The sequence below is a fragment of the Bradyrhizobium septentrionale genome (genome assembly GCF_011516645.4).
In the GTDB taxonomy this organism is placed as follows: Bacteria; Pseudomonadota; Alphaproteobacteria; order Rhizobiales; family Xanthobacteraceae; genus Bradyrhizobium; species Bradyrhizobium septentrionale.
This window is the reverse complement of sequence record NZ_CP088285.1, coordinates 6976628-6993434: the sequence shown is the minus strand read 5'-3', so window position 1 is coordinate 6993434 and position 16807 is coordinate 6976628. Positions and strand designations below refer to the sequence as shown.

Sequence of the window (16807 nt, the reverse complement as noted above, 5' to 3'; positions counted from 1 at the left end):
TCTTCTGGCGTCATCCTGAGGAGCCGCGCCCTTGCGCGGCGTCTCGAAGGATGGGTCACGGGCACCGCATCCTTCGAGGCTCGCTGGCGCTCGCACCTCAGGATGACGCGATTAACATTACTTCCCAGCGAGGCTGCGAACGTGCTGGATAATTCCGGAAAAGTCGACCCCGCCATGGCCCGACGCGTCGAAGGTCTTGTAGAGTTCCTGCGCATGCTTGCCGAGCGGCGTCACCGCGCCGGCGGCATTGGCGGCGTCCTGGGCCAGCGTGAGGTCCTTGACCATCAGGTTGGAGGCGAAACCCGGCTTGTAGTCGTTGTTGGCCGGCGAGGTCGGCACCGGGCCGGGAACCGGGCAATAGGTCGTCAGCGACCAGCACTGCCCCGACGAGGTCGAGGCGACGTCGAACAGCGCCTGGTGCGACAGGCCGAGCTTTTCGGCCAGCACGAAGGCCTCGCCGACCGCGATCATGGAAATGCCGAGGATCATGTTGTTGCAGATCTTGGCCGCCTGCCCTGCGCCGCCGCCGCCGCAATGCACGATCTTCTTGCCCATGTTGGCCAGCATCGGCTGGGCCGCCGCAAAGGCCTTCGCCTCGCCGCCGCACATGAAGGTCAGCGTCCCGCCCTTGGCGCCGCCGGTGCCGCCGGAGACCGGCGCATCGACCGAGGCCATGCCATGCTTGGCGGCCAGCGCATGCGCCTGCTTGGCACTCTCGACGTCGATGGTCGAGCAGTCGATGATCAGCGCACCCTTGGCCATCGACGGAAGCACCTCGTTCCAGACGCCGAGCACGTGCTTGCCGGCCGGCAACATGGTGATGACGACATCGGCGCCCTTCACGGCAGCAACGCCGCTCTCGGCGATCGCGGCACCGTCGTGCCTCGCCTGATCGCGAGAGGCCGCGACCAGATCGAACGCGGTGACCTTGTGGCCGGCCTTGACCAGATTGGCCGCCATCGGCCCGCCCATATTGCCGAGCCCGATGAATGCGACGTTTGCCATGGGAAGTCCTCCGCTTGCGACGTTTCTATTTGCTGTCAGGAAATTTCAGTTCGTCGGCGCCGATCTCGGCGAAATACGGTGCAACCATCTCCGGCGTCACATCCTCGATCCGGGTGGGCGACCATTTCGGATTGCGGTCCTTGTCGATCACGGCGGCGCGCACACCCTCGCGGAAATCGTCGCTGGCGAACACCTCGAGCGCCGCGCGATATTCGCGCACCAGGCACTCTTCCAGCGTCGCGGCCGCCCGTGCCAGCCGCAGCAGCTTCAGCGTTACCACCATGCCGCGCGGCGACTTCTCAGCCAGCGTCTTCAAGGTTGCCTGCGCCAGGTCCGATCCATCGGCTTTCAGCGCGTCAATGATGTCTTCCATCCGCGCGCACGCGAACCATCCGTCGATTTTGGCCTGCATTGCGGCAACAGGGCCGGATGTCTCGCCGGTGGCGAAGCCTGCGATCAGGCGATCGATCTCGGTGGATGTCGTGCCCGGAGCAATCTTGGTCAGCGCCTCGCGCAACGCGGGGAGCTTGGCGCTCGGCACCACCGCGTCGGCGAACTTCGCGTAGATCGCGTCCGGACCATTCATGGTGGTGCCGGTCAGCCCAAAATAGGTGCCGACCTCGCCGGGTGAACGCGACAGCAGATAGGTGCCGCCGACATCGGGGAAGAAGCCGAGACCAACCTCAGGCATCGCGAGCTTGGTTCGCTCCGTCACCACGCGGTGGCGGCTGTGCGCCGACAGGCCGACGCCGCCGCCCATCACGATGCCGTCCATGAAGGCGACATAGGGTTTTGGGAATGTCTTGATCCGTGCGTTGAGGATGTACTCGTCGCGCCACAGGATCTTGCCGAGGTCACCCTTGACCTTGGAGCTTTCCCAGAGCGCGCGGATATCGCCGCCGGCGCACAGGCCGCGCTCGCCGGCGCCTTCCAGCAAAATGACCGCGACATCAGGATCGGCTTCGAACAGGTCGAGCGCCCTGTCGATGTCGTGGAACATCTCCAGCGTCACGGCATTGATCGCCTTCGGCCGGTTGAGCCGGATGATGCCGGCCGATCCCTCCCTGCGCGCGATCAGATCGCCTTCGGCAGAAGCCGCATCATTCATCGCGCGCCCTCGATCAGCTTGCGCGACACGATCAGCCGCATGATTTCATTGGTGCCTTCGAGGATCTGGTGCACGCGCAGATCGCGCACGATCTTCTCGACGCCGTATTCGCTGAGGTAGCCGTAGCCGCCATGCAACTGTAGCGCCTGGTTGGCGACCTCGAAGCCGACATCGGTGCCGAACCGTTTTGCCATTGCACAGAGCATGGAGGCATCCGGGTCCTTGCGGTCGAGCGCCGCCGCGGCGCGCCACAGGAAGGTGCGTGCGGCCTCCAATTCGGTCGCCATGTCGGCGATCTTGAACTGCAGCGCCTGGAATTCGTCGAGGCGTTTGCCGAACGCCTTGCGGTCCTTCATGTAGGCCAGCGCCTTGTCGAGTGCTGACTGCGCACCGCCGAGCGAGCACGCCGCGATGTTGAGCCGGCCGCCGTCGAGGCCGGCCATCGCGATCTTGAAGCCGATGCCCTCCTCGCCGAGCCGGTTCGCGACCGGCACGCGCACGTTCTCGAACACGACAGCGCGGGTCGGCTGCGCATTCCAGCCCATCTTGCGCTCGTTGGCGCCGAACGATACGCCCGGCGTCTTGCCGTCGATGACAACAGTCGAGACGCCGCCCGGACCATCGCCGCCGGTCCGCACCATCGCCACCAGCAGGTCGGTCGAGCCGGCGCCGGAGATGAACTGCTTCTGGCCGTTGAGCACGTAATGATCGCCGTCGCGCACCGCACGGGTGCGCAACGCGGCCGCGTCGGAGCCGGCGCCCGGCTCGGTCAGGCAGTAGCTGGCGATCAGCTCCATGGTGCAGAGCTTCGGCAGCCACTTATGGCGCTGGGTGTCGTTGCCATAGGCATCGATCATCCAGGACGCCATGTTGTGGATCGAGATAAAGGCCGACGTGGTCGGGCAACCCGTCGCAAGCGCCTCGAAGATCAGCGCGGCGTCAAACCGCGTCATCGCCGAGCCGCCGACATCGTCCTTGATATAGATGCCGCCGATGCCGAGGCCGGCGGCCTCGCGCATCACGTCAACAGGAAAGTGCTTCTTCTCGTCCCATTCGAGCGCGTGCGGCGCGATCTTCTCCGCCGCAAACGCCCGCGCCATGTCGCGAACCGCGATCTGGTCCTCGTTGAGAGCGAACTGCATCTTTGCCTCGCCCTGAAAGGACCTACTTCATCGTCGGGATCGAGAACTCCGCACCATCCTTGACGCCGGACGGCCAGCGCGAGGTCACCGTCTTGGTCTTGGTGTAGAAGCGGACCGAGTCCGGACCGTGCTGGTTGAGATCGCCGAAGCCCGACTTCTTCCAGCCGCCGAAGGTGTAGTAGGCGATCGGCACCGGGATCGGCACGTTGACGCCGACCATGCCGACATTGACCTTGGCCGCGAAGTCGCGCGCGGTGTCGCCGTCGCGGGTGAAGATCGCAACGCCGTTGCCGTAGTCATGCTCCGACGGCAGCGCCAGCGCCTCCTGATAGTCGTGCGCGCGCACCACCGAGAGCACCGGCCCAAAGATCTCCTCCTTGTAGATCCGCATGTCCTTGGTGACGTTGTCGAACAGCGAACCGCCGAGATAGAAGCCCTTCTCGTAGCCCTGCATCTTGAAGCCGCGGCCGTCGACGGCGAGCGTCGCGCCTTCCTTGATGCCGATGTCGATGTAGCTCTTGACCTTCTCGACCGCCTCGCGGGTCACCAGCGGACCGTAATCGGCCGACGGATCGACCGAGGTGCCGATCTTGAGCGACTCGACGCGCGGGATCAGCTTTTCCATCAGACGGTCGGCAGTGGTCTTGCCGACCGGGACGGCAACCGACACCGCCATGCAGCGCTCGCCGGCCGAGCCGTAGCCGGCGCCGATCAGCGCATCGACGGTCTGGTCCATGTCGGCGTCGGGCATGATGATGGCGTGGTTCTTGGCGCCGCCAAAACACTGGCAACGCTTGCCGGTCTGCGCGGCGCGCTCGTAGATGTATTGCGCGATCGGGGTCGAGCCGACGAAGCCGACCGCCTTGATGTCGGGATCGTCGAGGATGCCGTCGACCGCTTCCTTGTCGCCGTTGACGACGTTGAGGATGCCGGCCGGCAGGCCCGCCTCCATCATCAGCTCGGCGAGTTTCATCGGCACGCCGGGATCGCGCTCGGAGGGCTTGAGGATGAACGCATTGCCGCAGGCGATCGCCGGCGCAAACTTCCACATCGGGATCATCGCCGGGAAGTTGAACGGCGTGATGCCTGCGACGACACCGAGCGGCTGCCGCATCGAATAGATGTCGATGCCGGGGCCGGCGCCTTCGGTGTACTCGCCCTTCATCAGATGCGGGATGCCGCAAGCGAACTCGGCGACCTCGAGGCCGCGCTGGATGTCACCCTTGGCATCGGGAACCGTCTTGCCGTGCTCGCGTGCCAATAGCTCGGCGAGCTTGTCGTAGTCGCGCTGCACCAGTTCGACGAATTTCATCATGACGCGCGCGCGGCGCTGCGGATTGGTGGCGGCCCACTCGGGCTGCGCTGCCTTGGCGTTCTCGACCGCGGCGCGGACTTCCGCCTTGGAGGCCAGCGCCACCTTGGCCTGGACCTCGCCGGTCATCGGCTCGAAGACGTCGGCCGTGCGGCCCGATGTGCCCTTGACCTCCTTGCCACCGATGAAATGTCCGATCGAGCGCATGAATATCCTCCCTTGGAGACCTGAATCGCCGCGGCCGGCGGCGAGATCGCTTTACAAACCCTAATGACCCTGCATTTTATAGGATTCAAGTCCGATAAATTGCACCATAGATGTGCGGAAATGCAGGATCAAGGCGGCGACGCGATCGACTGGGACGACTTCCGCTTCGTGCTGGCGATCGTGCGCGGCGGGTCGGTTTCGGCTGCCGCCAAGCAGCTCGGCGTCGATCATGCCACAGTGATCCGGCGTGTCGACCGGCTGGAGCGCCACCTCTCCGCAAAACTGTTTGATCGCCGCAAGACCGGCTATCTGCTGACAGAGGCCGGCCAGCGCGTCGCCGACAGCGCCGAGGCGATGGAATCGACCATCGTCGCCAACCAGGAGGCGGTCGGCGGCTCGCGCGCGCATCTCACCGGCACGGTGCGGATCGGCGCGCCCGACGGCTTCGGCAGCCACTTCCTGGCCTCACGGCTGGTCAAGTTCACCGAGCGGTATCCCGACCTCGATCTGCAGCTCGTTGCCACCGCGCGGCTGTTCTCGCTCTCCAAGCGCGAGGCCGACATCGCGATCAGCCTGACCATGCCGAAGGAAGGCCGCATCGTCGGCCGCAAACTCTTGGACTACACGCTCGGGCTTTATGCCGCACCTACCTATCTCGCGCAGGCGCCAAGGATTGCCGCGCGCGCCGACCTGCCGCAGCACCGCTTCGTCGGCTACATCGAGGAGCTGTTGTTCACGCCGGAGCTGGACTATCTGCCGCAGGTCTCGCCGAAAATCTCGGCAAAATTCCGCAGCGCCAATCTGATCGCGCAGCTCAACGCCACCATCGCCGGCTTCGGCATCGCCGTGCTGCCGCACTTCATGGCGACCGCCCACCCCGAGTTGGCGCCGGTGCTGCCGGACGAGGTGCGGATCTCCCGCACCTTCTGGCTTCTGATGCACGCCGACAGCAAGGACCTCGCCCGCATCCGCGCGGTGGCGGATTACATCTACGAGACGGTGGAAACCGAGCGCGCGCTGTTCAGCGGGCCTTTCCGACGCGCTGACGCCTGATGGTCAGACGCGCGTGGTGCCGGGTTCGAGCCCCAGCGCAAGCCGCCCGACGATGGTGTAGTTGTTCGGACTTACCGCCACATGCTTGGCCGCCGCCTGGACGTCGCGAACCGCACGCTCCAACTTTCCGGACTCGAAGATGGCCGCGGTGCCGGCGTTGGCCGCGATGCTATCGACAATCTGCAGCGCGCATTCGGTTGCATTGCTGCAGGCCGCTCGAAACGCGGCGCGCGCCTGCAAGAGACGATCCCCGCCGACATCGGTTGCCATCATGAGCTCCGCCATTGCATCCACCAGCAAGGCACGCGCGGCGTGCAGTGCCGTTTCCGCACGCCCCACCATCGCCTGAACGAGTTCACTCTCGCGCAGCAACAGAGTGCTCCCTAGTCGCGCCTTCCGGCCGGCAAGCGCAATAAATGCGTCGATCGCCCCCCGCGCGATCCCGAGTGGAACGGCCGAGATGGTCGATGCAAACGCCGACAGGCCGGGCAAGCGGTAGATCAAACCCGGCTGCGTCGGCTTGAAGTCGACCAACGGATGCGTGTGGTCGGCGGAGACAAAGACGTCGCGGACTTCAAAATCGCAGCTGCCGGTGGCGCGCAGACCGGAAACGAACCAGTTGTCGTGAATGGTGACATCGCACTTCGCGAAATAGCAGCACAATGGCGGTTCGCTCTCACCGTCGGCGGCCTTGACGTTGGCCAGTCCCATGAACCTTGTGGCGTGATGGGCGCCGCTGCCGAACGGCCACCGCCCGCTGACGCGATAGCCTCCGGCCACACGTTCCGCCACGCCGACGGCTCCGGTCGCGCTGGCAATGAACGTGTGAGGGTCGGCGAACCAGTCGCGAACCACTGTTTCCGGCAGATACCCTCCGATCCGGCTCATTCCCGCGCCATTGCCAACCAGCCAGCCGACCGAACCGTCAAGCGCGCAAGCGGCTTCGACGACGCTCATGAAATCGAACGGCGACAGCTCGGGCCCGCCCAGCACCTTCGGCAGATAAAGGCGGAATAGTCCGGCCTCGGCCAGCGCGATGAACACCGCGTCGGGAATCCGGCGCTCCGTATCGAAGCTTCCTCGATGCTCGTCGATGAGAGGCACGAGCCGTTGCACGGCTGCCAGATAATCCGACACACCGGTGTGAGCCGTCATCAGCATGGACACCTCCATCACGCGCGACAGGCAGTCTAGCCCGTCTTATTCGTCAGAGTGCGCCTGAGAGGCTGGCGAGCGTGGTGTAAAGCGCTGATGCGGCGTAGGATTCGGTTGCGAAGCCAACCCCATCACCTCAACCGCGAACGCCACGCCCGCCATGACCGACGATACGATTCTGCCCTTCTCGTTTCCAGCCGTTCACGCCAAGAAAGTCACAGCTGCCTTCGATGGCGGTCGGCTGACCTCGAACGGGGGCGTGATGCTTCTGGCGATGGCCGAGCGGCGTCTCGGCTTGGCCGACAATTTGGCCCGGGTGTTCCCGGATCGGCGCGATCCGACGCGGGTCGTGCACAGCCTTGTCGATATGTTCCGCGCGCGCATGTTCGCGATCTGCTGCGGCTACGAGGACGCCGACGACCTCGATCATCTGCGGTCCGATCCCGCATTCAAGCTGGCCTGCGGACGGCTGCCGGACACGGGTCGCGATCTGTGTTCCCAACCGACGCTGTCGCGGCTGGAGAATGCTCCGCGCCTGCGCGACGTGATCCGACTGACCTACACTTTGGTCGACGCATGGATGGATAGCTACCCGCGCGAGCCGGCATCCGTCACGCTCGACATCGATGATACCTGCGATGTCGTCCACGGCCATCAGCAGCTCTCGCTGTTCAACGCTCATTATGACGAACGCTGCTTCCTGCCGATCCACGTCTACGACACGGAGAAGAGCCGGCCCGTGGCGGTCGTGTTGCGGCCCGGCAAGACGCCGGGCGGCGTCGAGGTGCGTGCCCATCTGCGCCGCCTGATCCGGCATATCCGGACGCGGTGGCACAACACGCGAATTACGTTCCGTGGCGACGGGCACTATGCCCGGCCGGAGGCCATGGCGTGGTGCGAGACCAACGGCATCGACTACATCTTCGGTCTGTCCGGCACCAAGCCGCTCGCCAGAAAACTCGACGAGGCCGCCGACGACATCCGCACGCGACGCGCCATCGAGAACCTGCCGGTTCTGCGTGGCTATACCGAGACGCGCCACAAGGCCAAGTCCTGGGATCGCGAACGGCGTACCGTCGCCCGTATTGAGGCGACGATGCTCGGCCTCGACATCCGTTTCGTCGTCACCAGCCTCGATGTCGGCTCGGCCGAGTGGATCTACGACAGCCTGTATTGCGCGCGCGGCCAAGCCGAGAATCTGATCAAGCTGCATAAGACACAGCTCGCCTCCGATCGCACCAGCTGCCGTTCGGCGCTCGCCAATCAAGTCCGCCTCGTTCTCCACACCGCCGCTTATTGGCTGATGCTGACCGTGCGCGACGCGATTCCCAAAGCCCGGGAATTGGCCACAGCCGAGTTCGCGACGCTGCGTCTTCGTCTCTTGAAACTCGCTGCCCGTGTCGTCGAGACCACGAGCCGCATTCGCCTTGCGTTTGCCGCGGCATGTCCCGAAGCCGACCTGATCCGCGGCTTGCCAGGCGCGCTGCTGCCGCTCGGTCCTTGACCGGCGGGGCATCCGCCCCCCGTTCGCCCAACCTACACCTCAAGCGCGTTGCAAAGTACGGGTCGGTCAGGCGGTGAAAAGCCGAAGGCAATCCCGCGCGCCTCGTCAGAGCAGATGTGCGGCCACATCAAGCGGACTAAAAAACGCACTCTCACGAATAGGACGGGCTAGTACCCAGAATCAGAGCTGAGTGATACGGCGGCCTTTGAAACGGCGTTGACGGACCTTTTTCTTGGTCCAGACGAAGGGCTCGGCTCTGTCGTTGTATGCGTTGACGTAGGCATCGATGTGCTCCTGAAGCTGCGTGAGGCTTGTGAAGGAGGTGCCGCTGAGCGACTGCCCCTGCAAGATCGAAAACCATACCTCGACCTGATTGAGCCAAGACGCACTTGTCGGCGTGAAATGAAATTGCACGTTGGGGTGGGCCTTGAGCCAATGCTCGTTCTTCTTGTGGGTGTTGAGGTTGTCGAGGATGACGTGAAGCTTCCGGTTCGGAAAAGCCGCGGTGACGCTGTTCATGAAGTCGAGAAACTCGACGCGGCGTCGGCGTTTTGAATGCGCCGCGATGATCTTTCCGGTGGCGACTTCGAGCGCCGCAAACAATGTTGTGGTGCCATGCCGCTTGTAATCGTGGCTCTGGCCGGTCAAGGCGCGGCCATTGGGCAACTTCAGATAACCCTGCGCTCGCTCCAAAGCCTGGATCGAGGGCTTCTCGTCCACGCACAGCACAATGGCCTTCGCGGGCGGGGCGACATAGAGGCCGACAACATCGGCGGCTTTGGCCGTAAAGTTCGGGTCGTTGCTCTCACACCAGGACTTACGAGCCGCGAGGTCAATCTTGTGGCTGCGCAGGAACCGCCAGACATATTGGACGTCAACATCGCCCAGCGCCCCGGCCAGCAGGGGCCCGGTCCAGCGTGCGAACCCGTCCGGCGGCGGCTTGTCCAGCAGCTTCAGAATCCGCTTGTCGGTGGCCTTCGTATAGATTGGCTGCTTGCCCGGTCGCGGCTTGTCTTGCAGCCCTTCAAGGCCTTGGTCGGCATAGCGATGCCGCCAAAGGCTGACAATCCGCGGCTGGACCCCAACTTCCTTGGCGATCGACCGAGTGCTGCGTCCATCCGCCGCCAACAGAACTATCCGCGCCCGCTTCAAATCGCGCTGCAACGTCACCGGGGAGCGGCAACACGCCTCAAGCACCTTGCGATCTTTCCTCGAAAGGTGGACTTCTCTTGCTTCGGGTATCATCCCGACCTTGAATCACGACTCACGCTTTAAGAACAGTAGGTACTAGAAAGCAGGAACTGCCACGGCAAATCCGAAGAATTCAGGTGCAGGTGAACTGAATTCATCTACAATGCCGCATGCGCAAATTGCCGCCGCTGACCGAACTGCGCGCGTTCGAGGCCGCCGCCCGCCACCTCAGTTTCAAGCTGGCCGCGGCCGAGTTGGGCGTCACGCCAACCGCAATCAGCCACCAGCTGAAATTGCTGGAGCGTCACTGCGGCCAGTCGCTGTTCCGCCGCCGGCCGCGGCCGCTGGCGCTCACGCGCGCCGGACAACAGCTGTTCCCCGTAGTTCGCGACGGCTTCGAAACCTTCGCCGAGGCGCTGAGCGGGATACGAAGCGGCGGCACAAGCGGACGGCTCCGCCTGACCGCGACCAACGCATTCACCGCACGGTGGCTAGTGCCGCGATTGCCTGACTGGCGGCACGCCTATCCACGCCTGAAGCTCGACATCATCGGCACTGACACGGTGCTCGATCTCGATAGCGGAGAGGCCGACATTGCCGTTCGCTACGCCCGCAAGGCGCCGCCGGGCCGCCCCGCGATCGAGCTGTTTCGCGACGAATTCTACGTCGTCGCCAGTCCCCGGCTGGTCGGCGACCTCAAGCGACCGTTGAGCCCAGCGGAGCTGGCGCGATTTCCCCTGATCGAAGCCGAATGGCCACCGACCGATCTTGATGCGCCGCGCTGGCAGCACTGGCAACGCGTCGCCAGCCGGCGCCATCGCTCCGCGCCCGATTTCACGGCGCTGCCAAGTCTGAGCTTTCGCGAGGAGCTGCATGCGATCGAGGCCACGATCGCCGGCCAGGGTGCGGCGATCTGCAGCACCGTCCTGATCGGTCCCGAGCTCGCAAACGGCAAGCTGGTGCGGGTCTCCCGGATCAAGCTGCCGGGTTACGGATTCTACATCGTGCACCGCGCAGGACACCCGAAGACGGACTTGATCAGGGCGTTCATCAACTGGGCGCGGGCCGCCGGATAGCCGGCTCGCCAGCGGCGGGAGCATAGGCGGAAAGCGTAACCGACCGTTCAGGGCGGGCATCTGCGCCAGGAGACGCCTGGTTGTGTCCAATTCCGGCCGCTGCCGGATATCGACATCGTCAGGCGGGTCGGATGCCGCGCGGGTCGGTATCCCGGTTCGCGGCGACGTAGTCGATCTCGCCACGGGAAATCCCGATATCGACGAGCTCCCGATCGCTCAAACTGCCGAGATCGGCGCGCAGCCGCTCCCATTTGCGCCATTCCTGGATTGCATCCCAAAAACTCCTGAAGGCGCCGCGCCCACGCGGCGTCGATGCGGTCGTCCGGGCTGAACGCGTTGGACTGTAGGTCGTGCTCATTGCAGCACCTCCGGGATACGTTCTCTCAATCCGGACAAGGTGCCGCGGCATGAGCGCACGCGCTTCACAGGCGGCTTACATTTTCCTCACCGGCGGCTTATTCTTGGCGCTCCAGGCGGTGCCAAGGCGCCTCGTGACGATCATCGGAGGCACACCCAAGGGATTCGCAGCTTGCGCTATCTCTTCGAGGAGTACGCACTCGACACTGACCGGCGCGAGTTGCATCGCGGGGCGGAGGTGGTCTCCGTCACGCCACAGGCATTCGACCTGCTCGACTTTCTGATCCGCAACAGGGAGCGCGTCGTCAGCAAGGACGACGTCATCGAAGCCATCTGGAACGGGCGCAGCGTGTCCGACGCAGCGCTGACCACACGCCTCAATGTCGCGCGCAGCGCCATCGGTGATTCCGGCGAACAGCAGCGCCTGATCAAGACACTGCCGCGCAAAGGTTTCCGGTTCGTCGGTGCGGTCCGGGAAGATCTGGGGCCAGCAAGCGCGGCAACAGCCGACGCTGAGCTGGAACTGCCGAAGCCAACCGTCGCGCTCCCCGACAAGCCTTCGATTGCCGTGCTGCCCTTCCAGAACCTGAGTGCTGACCCGGAGCAGGAGTATTTCGCCGATGGCGTCGTGGAAGATATCACGATGGCACTGTCGCGGTTTCGCTGGCTGCTCGTGATCGCGCGCAATTCGAGTTTCACCTACAAGGGCCGGCCCGTGGACATCAAGCAGGTCGGCCGCGAACTCGCGGTGCGCTATGTCCTCGAAGGTAGCGTGCGCAAGGCCGGAAATCGCATTCGCATCGCCGGTCAGCTGATCGATGCCGAAACCGGTGCGCATCTCTGGGCTGACCGCTTTGATGGTGGGCTCGAAGATATCTTCGATCTGCAGGACCAGGTGACCTCTACCGTCGTGGGTGCAATCGCGCCCATGCTGCAGCGCGAGGAAATCAGGCGAGCCAGGCGCAAGCCGACCGAGAACCTGGATGCATACGACTATTACCTGCGTGGGTTGGCGAGCGTTCGCCGGTGGACCAGGGAAGCGAACAGCGAAGCACTCCAGCTCTTTTGCAAGGCGATCGAACTCGACCCCGGTCTGGCGTGCGCCTATGGCATGGCCGGATGGTGCTATATCCAGCGCAAAGCCCGTCGCTGGATGATCGATCGTGCGCAGGAAAGTGCCGAAGCTACAAGACTAGGCTGGAAAGCAGTGCATCTGGGAGCAGATGACCCGGCAGCGATGTGCATGGGTGCATATGTCCTCGCCTTCATCGCCCATGAGTTCGATGATGCGATTGCTTTCGTGGATCGCGGACTGGCGATCAATCCGAACCTGGCGCACGCTTGGAATCTTGGTGCCTGGGTGAGAGCTTTTAGAGGTGAGCCCGACCTCGCACTTGACTACGCTGCGCGTGCCATGCGCCTGAGCCCGCTCGATCCGTCTATGTACGCAATGCACGGAGCCATGTCGTATGCTCATTTTCTCTCGGGCCGCTATGATCTGGCGTCGTCAGGGGCCGAAAAGGCATTGCGCGACAATCCGGATTTCCTGCTGGCAATCTGCGTCTTCGCAGCAAGCAATGCGCTAACCGGACGCCTCGAACTGGCACAGAAGAGCATCGCGCGTGCACGCGAATGCAATCCCGATTTGCGCATCTCCAATCTGGAAGATCTGGCACCATTTCGCCGCGTGGAGGATGGTGCCCTTTTTGCCAAGGGTCTTCGCGAAGCTGGGCTTCCGGACTGATCGTGAGTCCGCGGCCTCACCCGCGTCCACGCGGTGACTGCATCTACGAGACACTAGAAGCCGAGCGCGCGCTGTTCAGGGGGTCTAATCTCTTCGTCGTCCCGGCGAAGGCCGGGACCCATAACCACAGGATCGTGTTGTTGACGGGATCGTGGCCCCAGCGAGACTCACAGCTGGCATTCGTGGTTATCGGTCCCGGCCTTCGCCGGGCCGACGCTGGGGAAGCAGATTGCCTAATTCACCTTCTTCTTCGCCGGCGCCTTCGCCGCCGCCGCCCGGCCCATCGCCGCCTCGCGGCCGGCGGCCAATATCTCGTCGGACATTTCGCCGCTACCCGAGATTCGCGACATCACGATGGTGCCCATCATGGTCGCCAGCGTAGCCATCGCCTGCTTGCGCGCGGCCTTGCGCGGCACGTCGGGGATCTGGTCGGCGATCATGTCGATCATCTGGTCGAGCTTGAGGGCAAACGCCTTGCGGGTCTTCGGGCTCTCGCGGGCGATCTCGGCGCCGAGCGCCGGGATCGCGCAGCCCTGGCCGGGATCGTCGCGATGAGCCGCCGACAGATAGCCGTCGATGATGGTCGACAGCCGCTTCTCCAGCGGTATGTCCGCCGCGACCTTGCGCCAGCGCTCGATGGCGCGGTCCATCGCGTAGCTGAAGGCCTCGATCACCAGCGCCTCGCGCGAATCGAAATGCGCGTAGAAGCCGCCATGGGTCAGCCCGGCGTCCTTCATCAGGTCGGCGACGCCGATGCCGTGGGCGCCCCGCTCGCGCAGCCGCGTCGCGGCCTTCTTCACGATCCGCGCGTGGGTCTCCTGCTTGTGCTCTTTCGAATAGCGCATGCCGCTCTCATGGAATGTTTCTAATCATATAATAGCAGATTTGTGCCCGCGATGCTGCATTTATTTCGTCTCATTCGGTGTCTGGTCCCGACTGTTGCCCAGAGTCTTGGGTTCCCCGCCGAGCATGGAAAATGTCGCGGTCGCGTGCACCGCAAGATTGCCCCTGCCGTCGCGGACGAAGCCTTCAGTATAGCTGGTCTGGCGGCCGAGCTTGATCACCTTGCCCTCGGCCGAGATGGTTCCGGAGCGCGACGAGAGCGGCCGCAGATAGGTCAGCTTGAGGTCGAGCGTCACCGAAGTCTGCCCGGCCGGCAGCACCGTCGAGATCGCACAGCCCATCGCGGTATCGAGCAGCGCCGCGGCGGTCGCGCCGTGCAGCAGGCCGATGGTGTTCTCCAGGCTCTCATGCGGCTCGAGTTCCATCACGATCCGCTCCGGCTCGACCACCGCCATGCGGAAGCCGATCAGCTTGGCCATTGGCGGCGGCGGCAGCCGGCCGTCGCGGATCGCGCGCATCGCCTCGATGCCCGACATCGGCATCGCCGCCTTCGCGACCGGCCCGGGCGCCTGCCACTCCACCACGCGGGTGCGCAGCAGATCGGGCGAATGAAGGTCTGATGTCTCGGCGGCGGTCATGACGGCTCCATTTGTATGATGAATATAATTCTATAGATGCGCGCCCTGCGACGCAACCGCCAGTCCGGTCCCTTGACAGCGGCGCGCTTTGTCCGGGACATGGCGCGATCCAATTCCTGCGCCGGGACTTTTTTCATGGACATGCTCAACCCCCACTGCGGCATCGACCGCGACGCCAGAGGCGTCGTCCGCCTCACGATCTGCAACGCCGGCAAGCTGAACATCGTCAGCTCGGCCGTGACCAACGGCGTGCGCGAGGGTTTTGAGCACCTCGCCGCCGACCGCGATATCCGCGCGGTGGTTCTCGCCGGCGAAAGCGAGCGCAGCATGATCGGCGGCGCCGACATCAAGGAGATGGCAAAGCTCGACCAGACATCTGCAGAGGCGTTTATCAGCCGCCTGCGCGACCTCTGCGAGGCCGTGCGCAACTTCCCTGCGCCGGTCATCGCCCGCCTGCCCGGCTGGTGCCTCGGCGGCGGGCTCGAGGTCGCGGCCGCCTGCGACGTCCGCATTGCGGCGCATGACGCGATGTTCGGCATGCCCGAGGTGCGCGTCGGCATCCCCTCGGTGATCCATGCGGCGCTATTGCCGCGCCTGATCGGCTGGGGCCGCGCCCGCTGGCTGATGATGACCGCGGAGAACATCGACGCCCCCACCGCGCTTGCCTGGGGCCTGGTCGACACCGTGGCAAAACCCGGCGGCCTCGACGACGCCGTCGAGCACACCGTCAAGGCGCTCCTCGAATGCGGCCCCGAGGCGCTGCGCATCCAGAAGGATTTGCTGCGTCAGTGGGAAGAGCTGCCGCTGACCGAGTCGGTGAACCTCAGCGTCGGCGTGTTCGGCAAATCCTTCCAGACCGGCGAGCCGCAGCGCCTGCTGCAGGGGTTTTTGGATCGGAAGCGGTAAGCGGGCGACATCTTGTAGCCCGCATGAGCGCAGCGACATGCGGGATCGTCTGTCCCCGGATGTCGCTTCGCTCGTCCGGGCTACGCTGACGTCATCCCCTCACCTTGCATTGGCCGGCGCATGCGTCGGCCAGAGATCGGCGCGCCAGTGCAGTGCGATCGCCAGCATTGCGATGAAGCCGGCAGCGGCGAGCAGCGTGCCGGTCGCGGTGTAGCCGATCAGGTCGATCAGGCTGCCGGCGGCGAGCAGGCCGAGCGGCAGGCCGTAGATCACCATCATGCGCACGCCCATCACGCGGCCGCGCAGATGCGCACTGGCGTTGCGCATCAGCATCACCGCCGCCGAGATCATCGACATGCTCTGCGCGATGCCGGCCAATACCAGGCAGGCCATCGCCACCGGCATGGTCCGGAGCTCGACGAAGACCAGCAGCATCGCATACCAGGCCAAGGTGGCGCCGATCAGGAGCCGCGCGATGCGCACGCCGCCGGCCATGCTGAGCGTGATCGAGCCGATCAGCGAGCCGACCGCAAAACTCGCCGAGAGATAGCCGAGCCCGGTCTGGTCGGTATGGAAGATGTCGCGCGCGACATAGGGCAATAGACCGTTGGTGAGCGGGAACGCGGTGAGGTTGGCGAGGAACGCAACGCACAGCGCGGCGCGCATGCCCGGGCCGCTCCAGGCATAGACGATGCCCTCCTTGAGGTCCCGCACCAGCTTTGAACCCGGTAGATCGTCGGCCGCGAGATCGGCTGCGCCGTGTGATTTCGGACGGCTCATGCACAGCATCAGGATGGCGGCGATGAAATAGAAGCCGGCGATCCCGACATAGACATAGCCGATGCCGAGCGCCGCGAACAATCCGGCCCCGGTCAATGCGCCGGCGATGCGGGCGGAGTCCTGCGTGGTGCGCGCCAGGCTGATGGCGCCGACCAGTTGCTCCGGCGGCATGATGTCGGCGAGCAGCGCACCGCGCACGCCGAGATCCGACGGGCGGATCACGCCCATGATCGCAACGATGATCATGACGTTCAAGGGCGCCAGGTGCCCCGTCAGCGCCAGCGTCATGATGGTGCCGGCGAGTACGGTATAGGCAAAGCGCATCACGGCGAGCAGATCGCGATGCCCCATGCGATCGCCGATCATGCCGACGACAGGCGCGACCAGGGTGCCGACATATTGCAGCGAGGCGAGCACGGTCAGCAGCAGCACCGAGCCGGTCTCGACCATGATGTACCAGCCGAGCACCAGCGTCTCGACCTCGAACGCCCACGAGGTGAGCAGATCGGACGGCCATTGAAAGCGATAGCTGCGGATGCGAAATGGCGCGAGCGCGGAGGTCCGCGTGGCTCCGCTCAAGACGCGATGACGCGTTTCACGGCGTTCCTGCCCTTGTTCTTGGTTCTTGGTCGGCTCTCGAGTCTGGTCGTGATGAGTCTGGTCTTGATCGCAGTCGGTTGGGAAAACTTCCCTGTTCCGGAAGCCTAGCGCCAACGCTGCCCCTGTCAATCGCAGCCGCCGCATGCGGCCATGCTTGGCGGGCCCTCTTCGCACCGCTCGCGTCAA

The 16807-nt window shown here is 64.6% G+C and carries 15 protein-coding genes; 5 read left to right on the top strand and 10 right to left on the bottom strand.

The genetic code is table 11. The features are described 5' to 3' along the window. Nucleotides 1-117: 117 nt before the first annotated feature. From mmsB to HAP48_RS34795, 4 genes are read right to left on the bottom strand one after another with little or no spacing between them, the layout of a single operon-like run. Nucleotides 118-1005 (bottom strand): 3-hydroxyisobutyrate dehydrogenase, encoded by an 888-nt coding sequence (gene mmsB / locus HAP48_RS34810; protein ID WP_166204326.1) that lies wholly within the window; start codon nt 1003-1005, stop codon nt 118-120. Between the two features lie 25 nt (nt 1006-1030). Then, the gene (locus tag HAP48_RS34805; RefSeq protein WP_166204325.1) at nt 1031-2113 is read right to left on the bottom strand and encodes an enoyl-CoA hydratase/isomerase family protein; all 1083 of its coding nucleotides are present in this window, start codon (nt 2111-2113) and stop codon (nt 1031-1033) included. Continuing rightward, nucleotides 2110-3255 (bottom strand): isobutyryl-CoA dehydrogenase, encoded by a 1146-nt coding sequence (locus tag HAP48_RS34800; RefSeq protein WP_166204324.1) that lies wholly within the window; start codon nt 3253-3255, stop codon nt 2110-2112. The genes HAP48_RS34805 and HAP48_RS34800 overlap by 4 nt, the downstream gene beginning before the upstream one ends. Nucleotides 3256-3277: 22 nt before the next feature. Then, on the bottom strand, nt 3278-4774 hold the full coding sequence (locus tag HAP48_RS34795; protein ID WP_166204323.1) for a CoA-acylating methylmalonate-semialdehyde dehydrogenase: 1497 nt from the start codon (nt 4772-4774) through the stop codon (nt 3278-3280). 120 nt (nt 4775-4894) lie between these two features. On the opposite strand from HAP48_RS34795, the gene HAP48_RS34790 reads away from it, so the two are divergent. Then, nucleotides 4895-5827, top strand: coding sequence for a LysR family transcriptional regulator (locus HAP48_RS34790; protein WP_166204322.1), 933 nt, complete (start codon nt 4895-4897; stop codon nt 5825-5827). Between the two features lie 3 nt (nt 5828-5830). On the opposite strand, the gene HAP48_RS34785 is transcribed toward HAP48_RS34790, so the two are convergent. Beyond that, the gene (locus HAP48_RS34785) at nt 5831-6988 is read right to left on the bottom strand and encodes an acyl-CoA dehydrogenase family protein (protein ID WP_166204321.1); all 1158 of its coding nucleotides are present in this window, start codon (nt 6986-6988) and stop codon (nt 5831-5833) included. Between the two features lie 154 nt (nt 6989-7142). Between HAP48_RS34785 and HAP48_RS34780 the strand changes: the two genes are divergently transcribed. Then, nucleotides 7143-8486 (top strand): IS1380-like element ISBdi2 family transposase, encoded by a 1344-nt coding sequence (locus tag HAP48_RS34780; RefSeq protein WP_166204320.1) that lies wholly within the window; start codon nt 7143-7145, stop codon nt 8484-8486. A 180-nt stretch (nt 8487-8666) separates the two neighbouring features. On the opposite strand, the gene HAP48_RS34775 is transcribed toward HAP48_RS34780, so the two are convergent. Further along, nucleotides 8667-9731, bottom strand: coding sequence for an IS630 family transposase (locus tag HAP48_RS34775; RefSeq protein ID WP_166204319.1), 1065 nt, complete (start codon nt 9729-9731; stop codon nt 8667-8669). Nucleotides 9732-9847: 116 nt separating this feature from the next. Between HAP48_RS34775 and HAP48_RS34770 the strand changes: the two genes are divergently transcribed. Further along, complete coding sequence (locus HAP48_RS34770; RefSeq protein WP_166204318.1) at nt 9848-10753, top strand: LysR substrate-binding domain-containing protein; 906 nt, start codon at nt 9848-9850, stop codon at nt 10751-10753. Nucleotides 10754-10871: 118 nt separating this feature from the next. Here HAP48_RS34770 and HAP48_RS34765 read toward each other — a convergent pair whose 3' ends face one another. Then, nucleotides 10872-11111 carry a DUF1127 domain-containing protein gene (locus tag HAP48_RS34765; RefSeq protein ID WP_166204317.1) on the bottom strand — a complete coding sequence of 80 codons (240 nt, stop codon included), beginning with the start codon at nt 11109-11111 and terminating at the stop codon, nt 10872-10874. 171 nt (nt 11112-11282) lie between these two features. Between HAP48_RS34765 and HAP48_RS34760 the strand changes: the two genes are divergently transcribed. Beyond that, a complete protein-coding gene (locus tag HAP48_RS34760; protein ID WP_166204316.1) occupies nt 11283-12854 on the top strand; it encodes a winged helix-turn-helix domain-containing tetratricopeptide repeat protein in 1572 nt (523 codons plus the stop codon). Between the two features lie 233 nt (nt 12855-13087). On the opposite strand, the gene HAP48_RS34755 is transcribed toward HAP48_RS34760, so the two are convergent. Both HAP48_RS34755 and HAP48_RS34750 read right to left on the bottom strand, forming a co-directional pair. Continuing rightward, a complete protein-coding gene (locus tag HAP48_RS34755; protein ID WP_166204315.1) occupies nt 13088-13699 on the bottom strand; it encodes a TetR/AcrR family transcriptional regulator in 612 nt (203 codons plus the stop codon). A 60-nt stretch (nt 13700-13759) separates the two neighbouring features. Continuing rightward, a complete protein-coding gene (locus tag HAP48_RS34750) occupies nt 13760-14335 on the bottom strand; it encodes a PaaI family thioesterase (RefSeq protein WP_166204314.1) in 576 nt (191 codons plus the stop codon). Nucleotides 14336-14470: 135 nt separating this feature from the next. Between HAP48_RS34750 and HAP48_RS34745 the strand changes: the two genes are divergently transcribed. After that, nucleotides 14471-15241 (top strand): enoyl-CoA hydratase, encoded by a 771-nt coding sequence (locus HAP48_RS34745; RefSeq protein WP_166204313.1) that lies wholly within the window; start codon nt 14471-14473, stop codon nt 15239-15241. A gap of 99 nt (nt 15242-15340) precedes the next feature. Here HAP48_RS34745 and HAP48_RS34740 read toward each other — a convergent pair whose 3' ends face one another. Beyond that, entirely contained in the window at nt 15341-16600 is a 1260-nt protein-coding gene (locus tag HAP48_RS34740) for an MFS transporter (protein WP_166204312.1), read from the bottom strand. Nucleotides 16601-16807 lie beyond the last annotated feature (207 nt).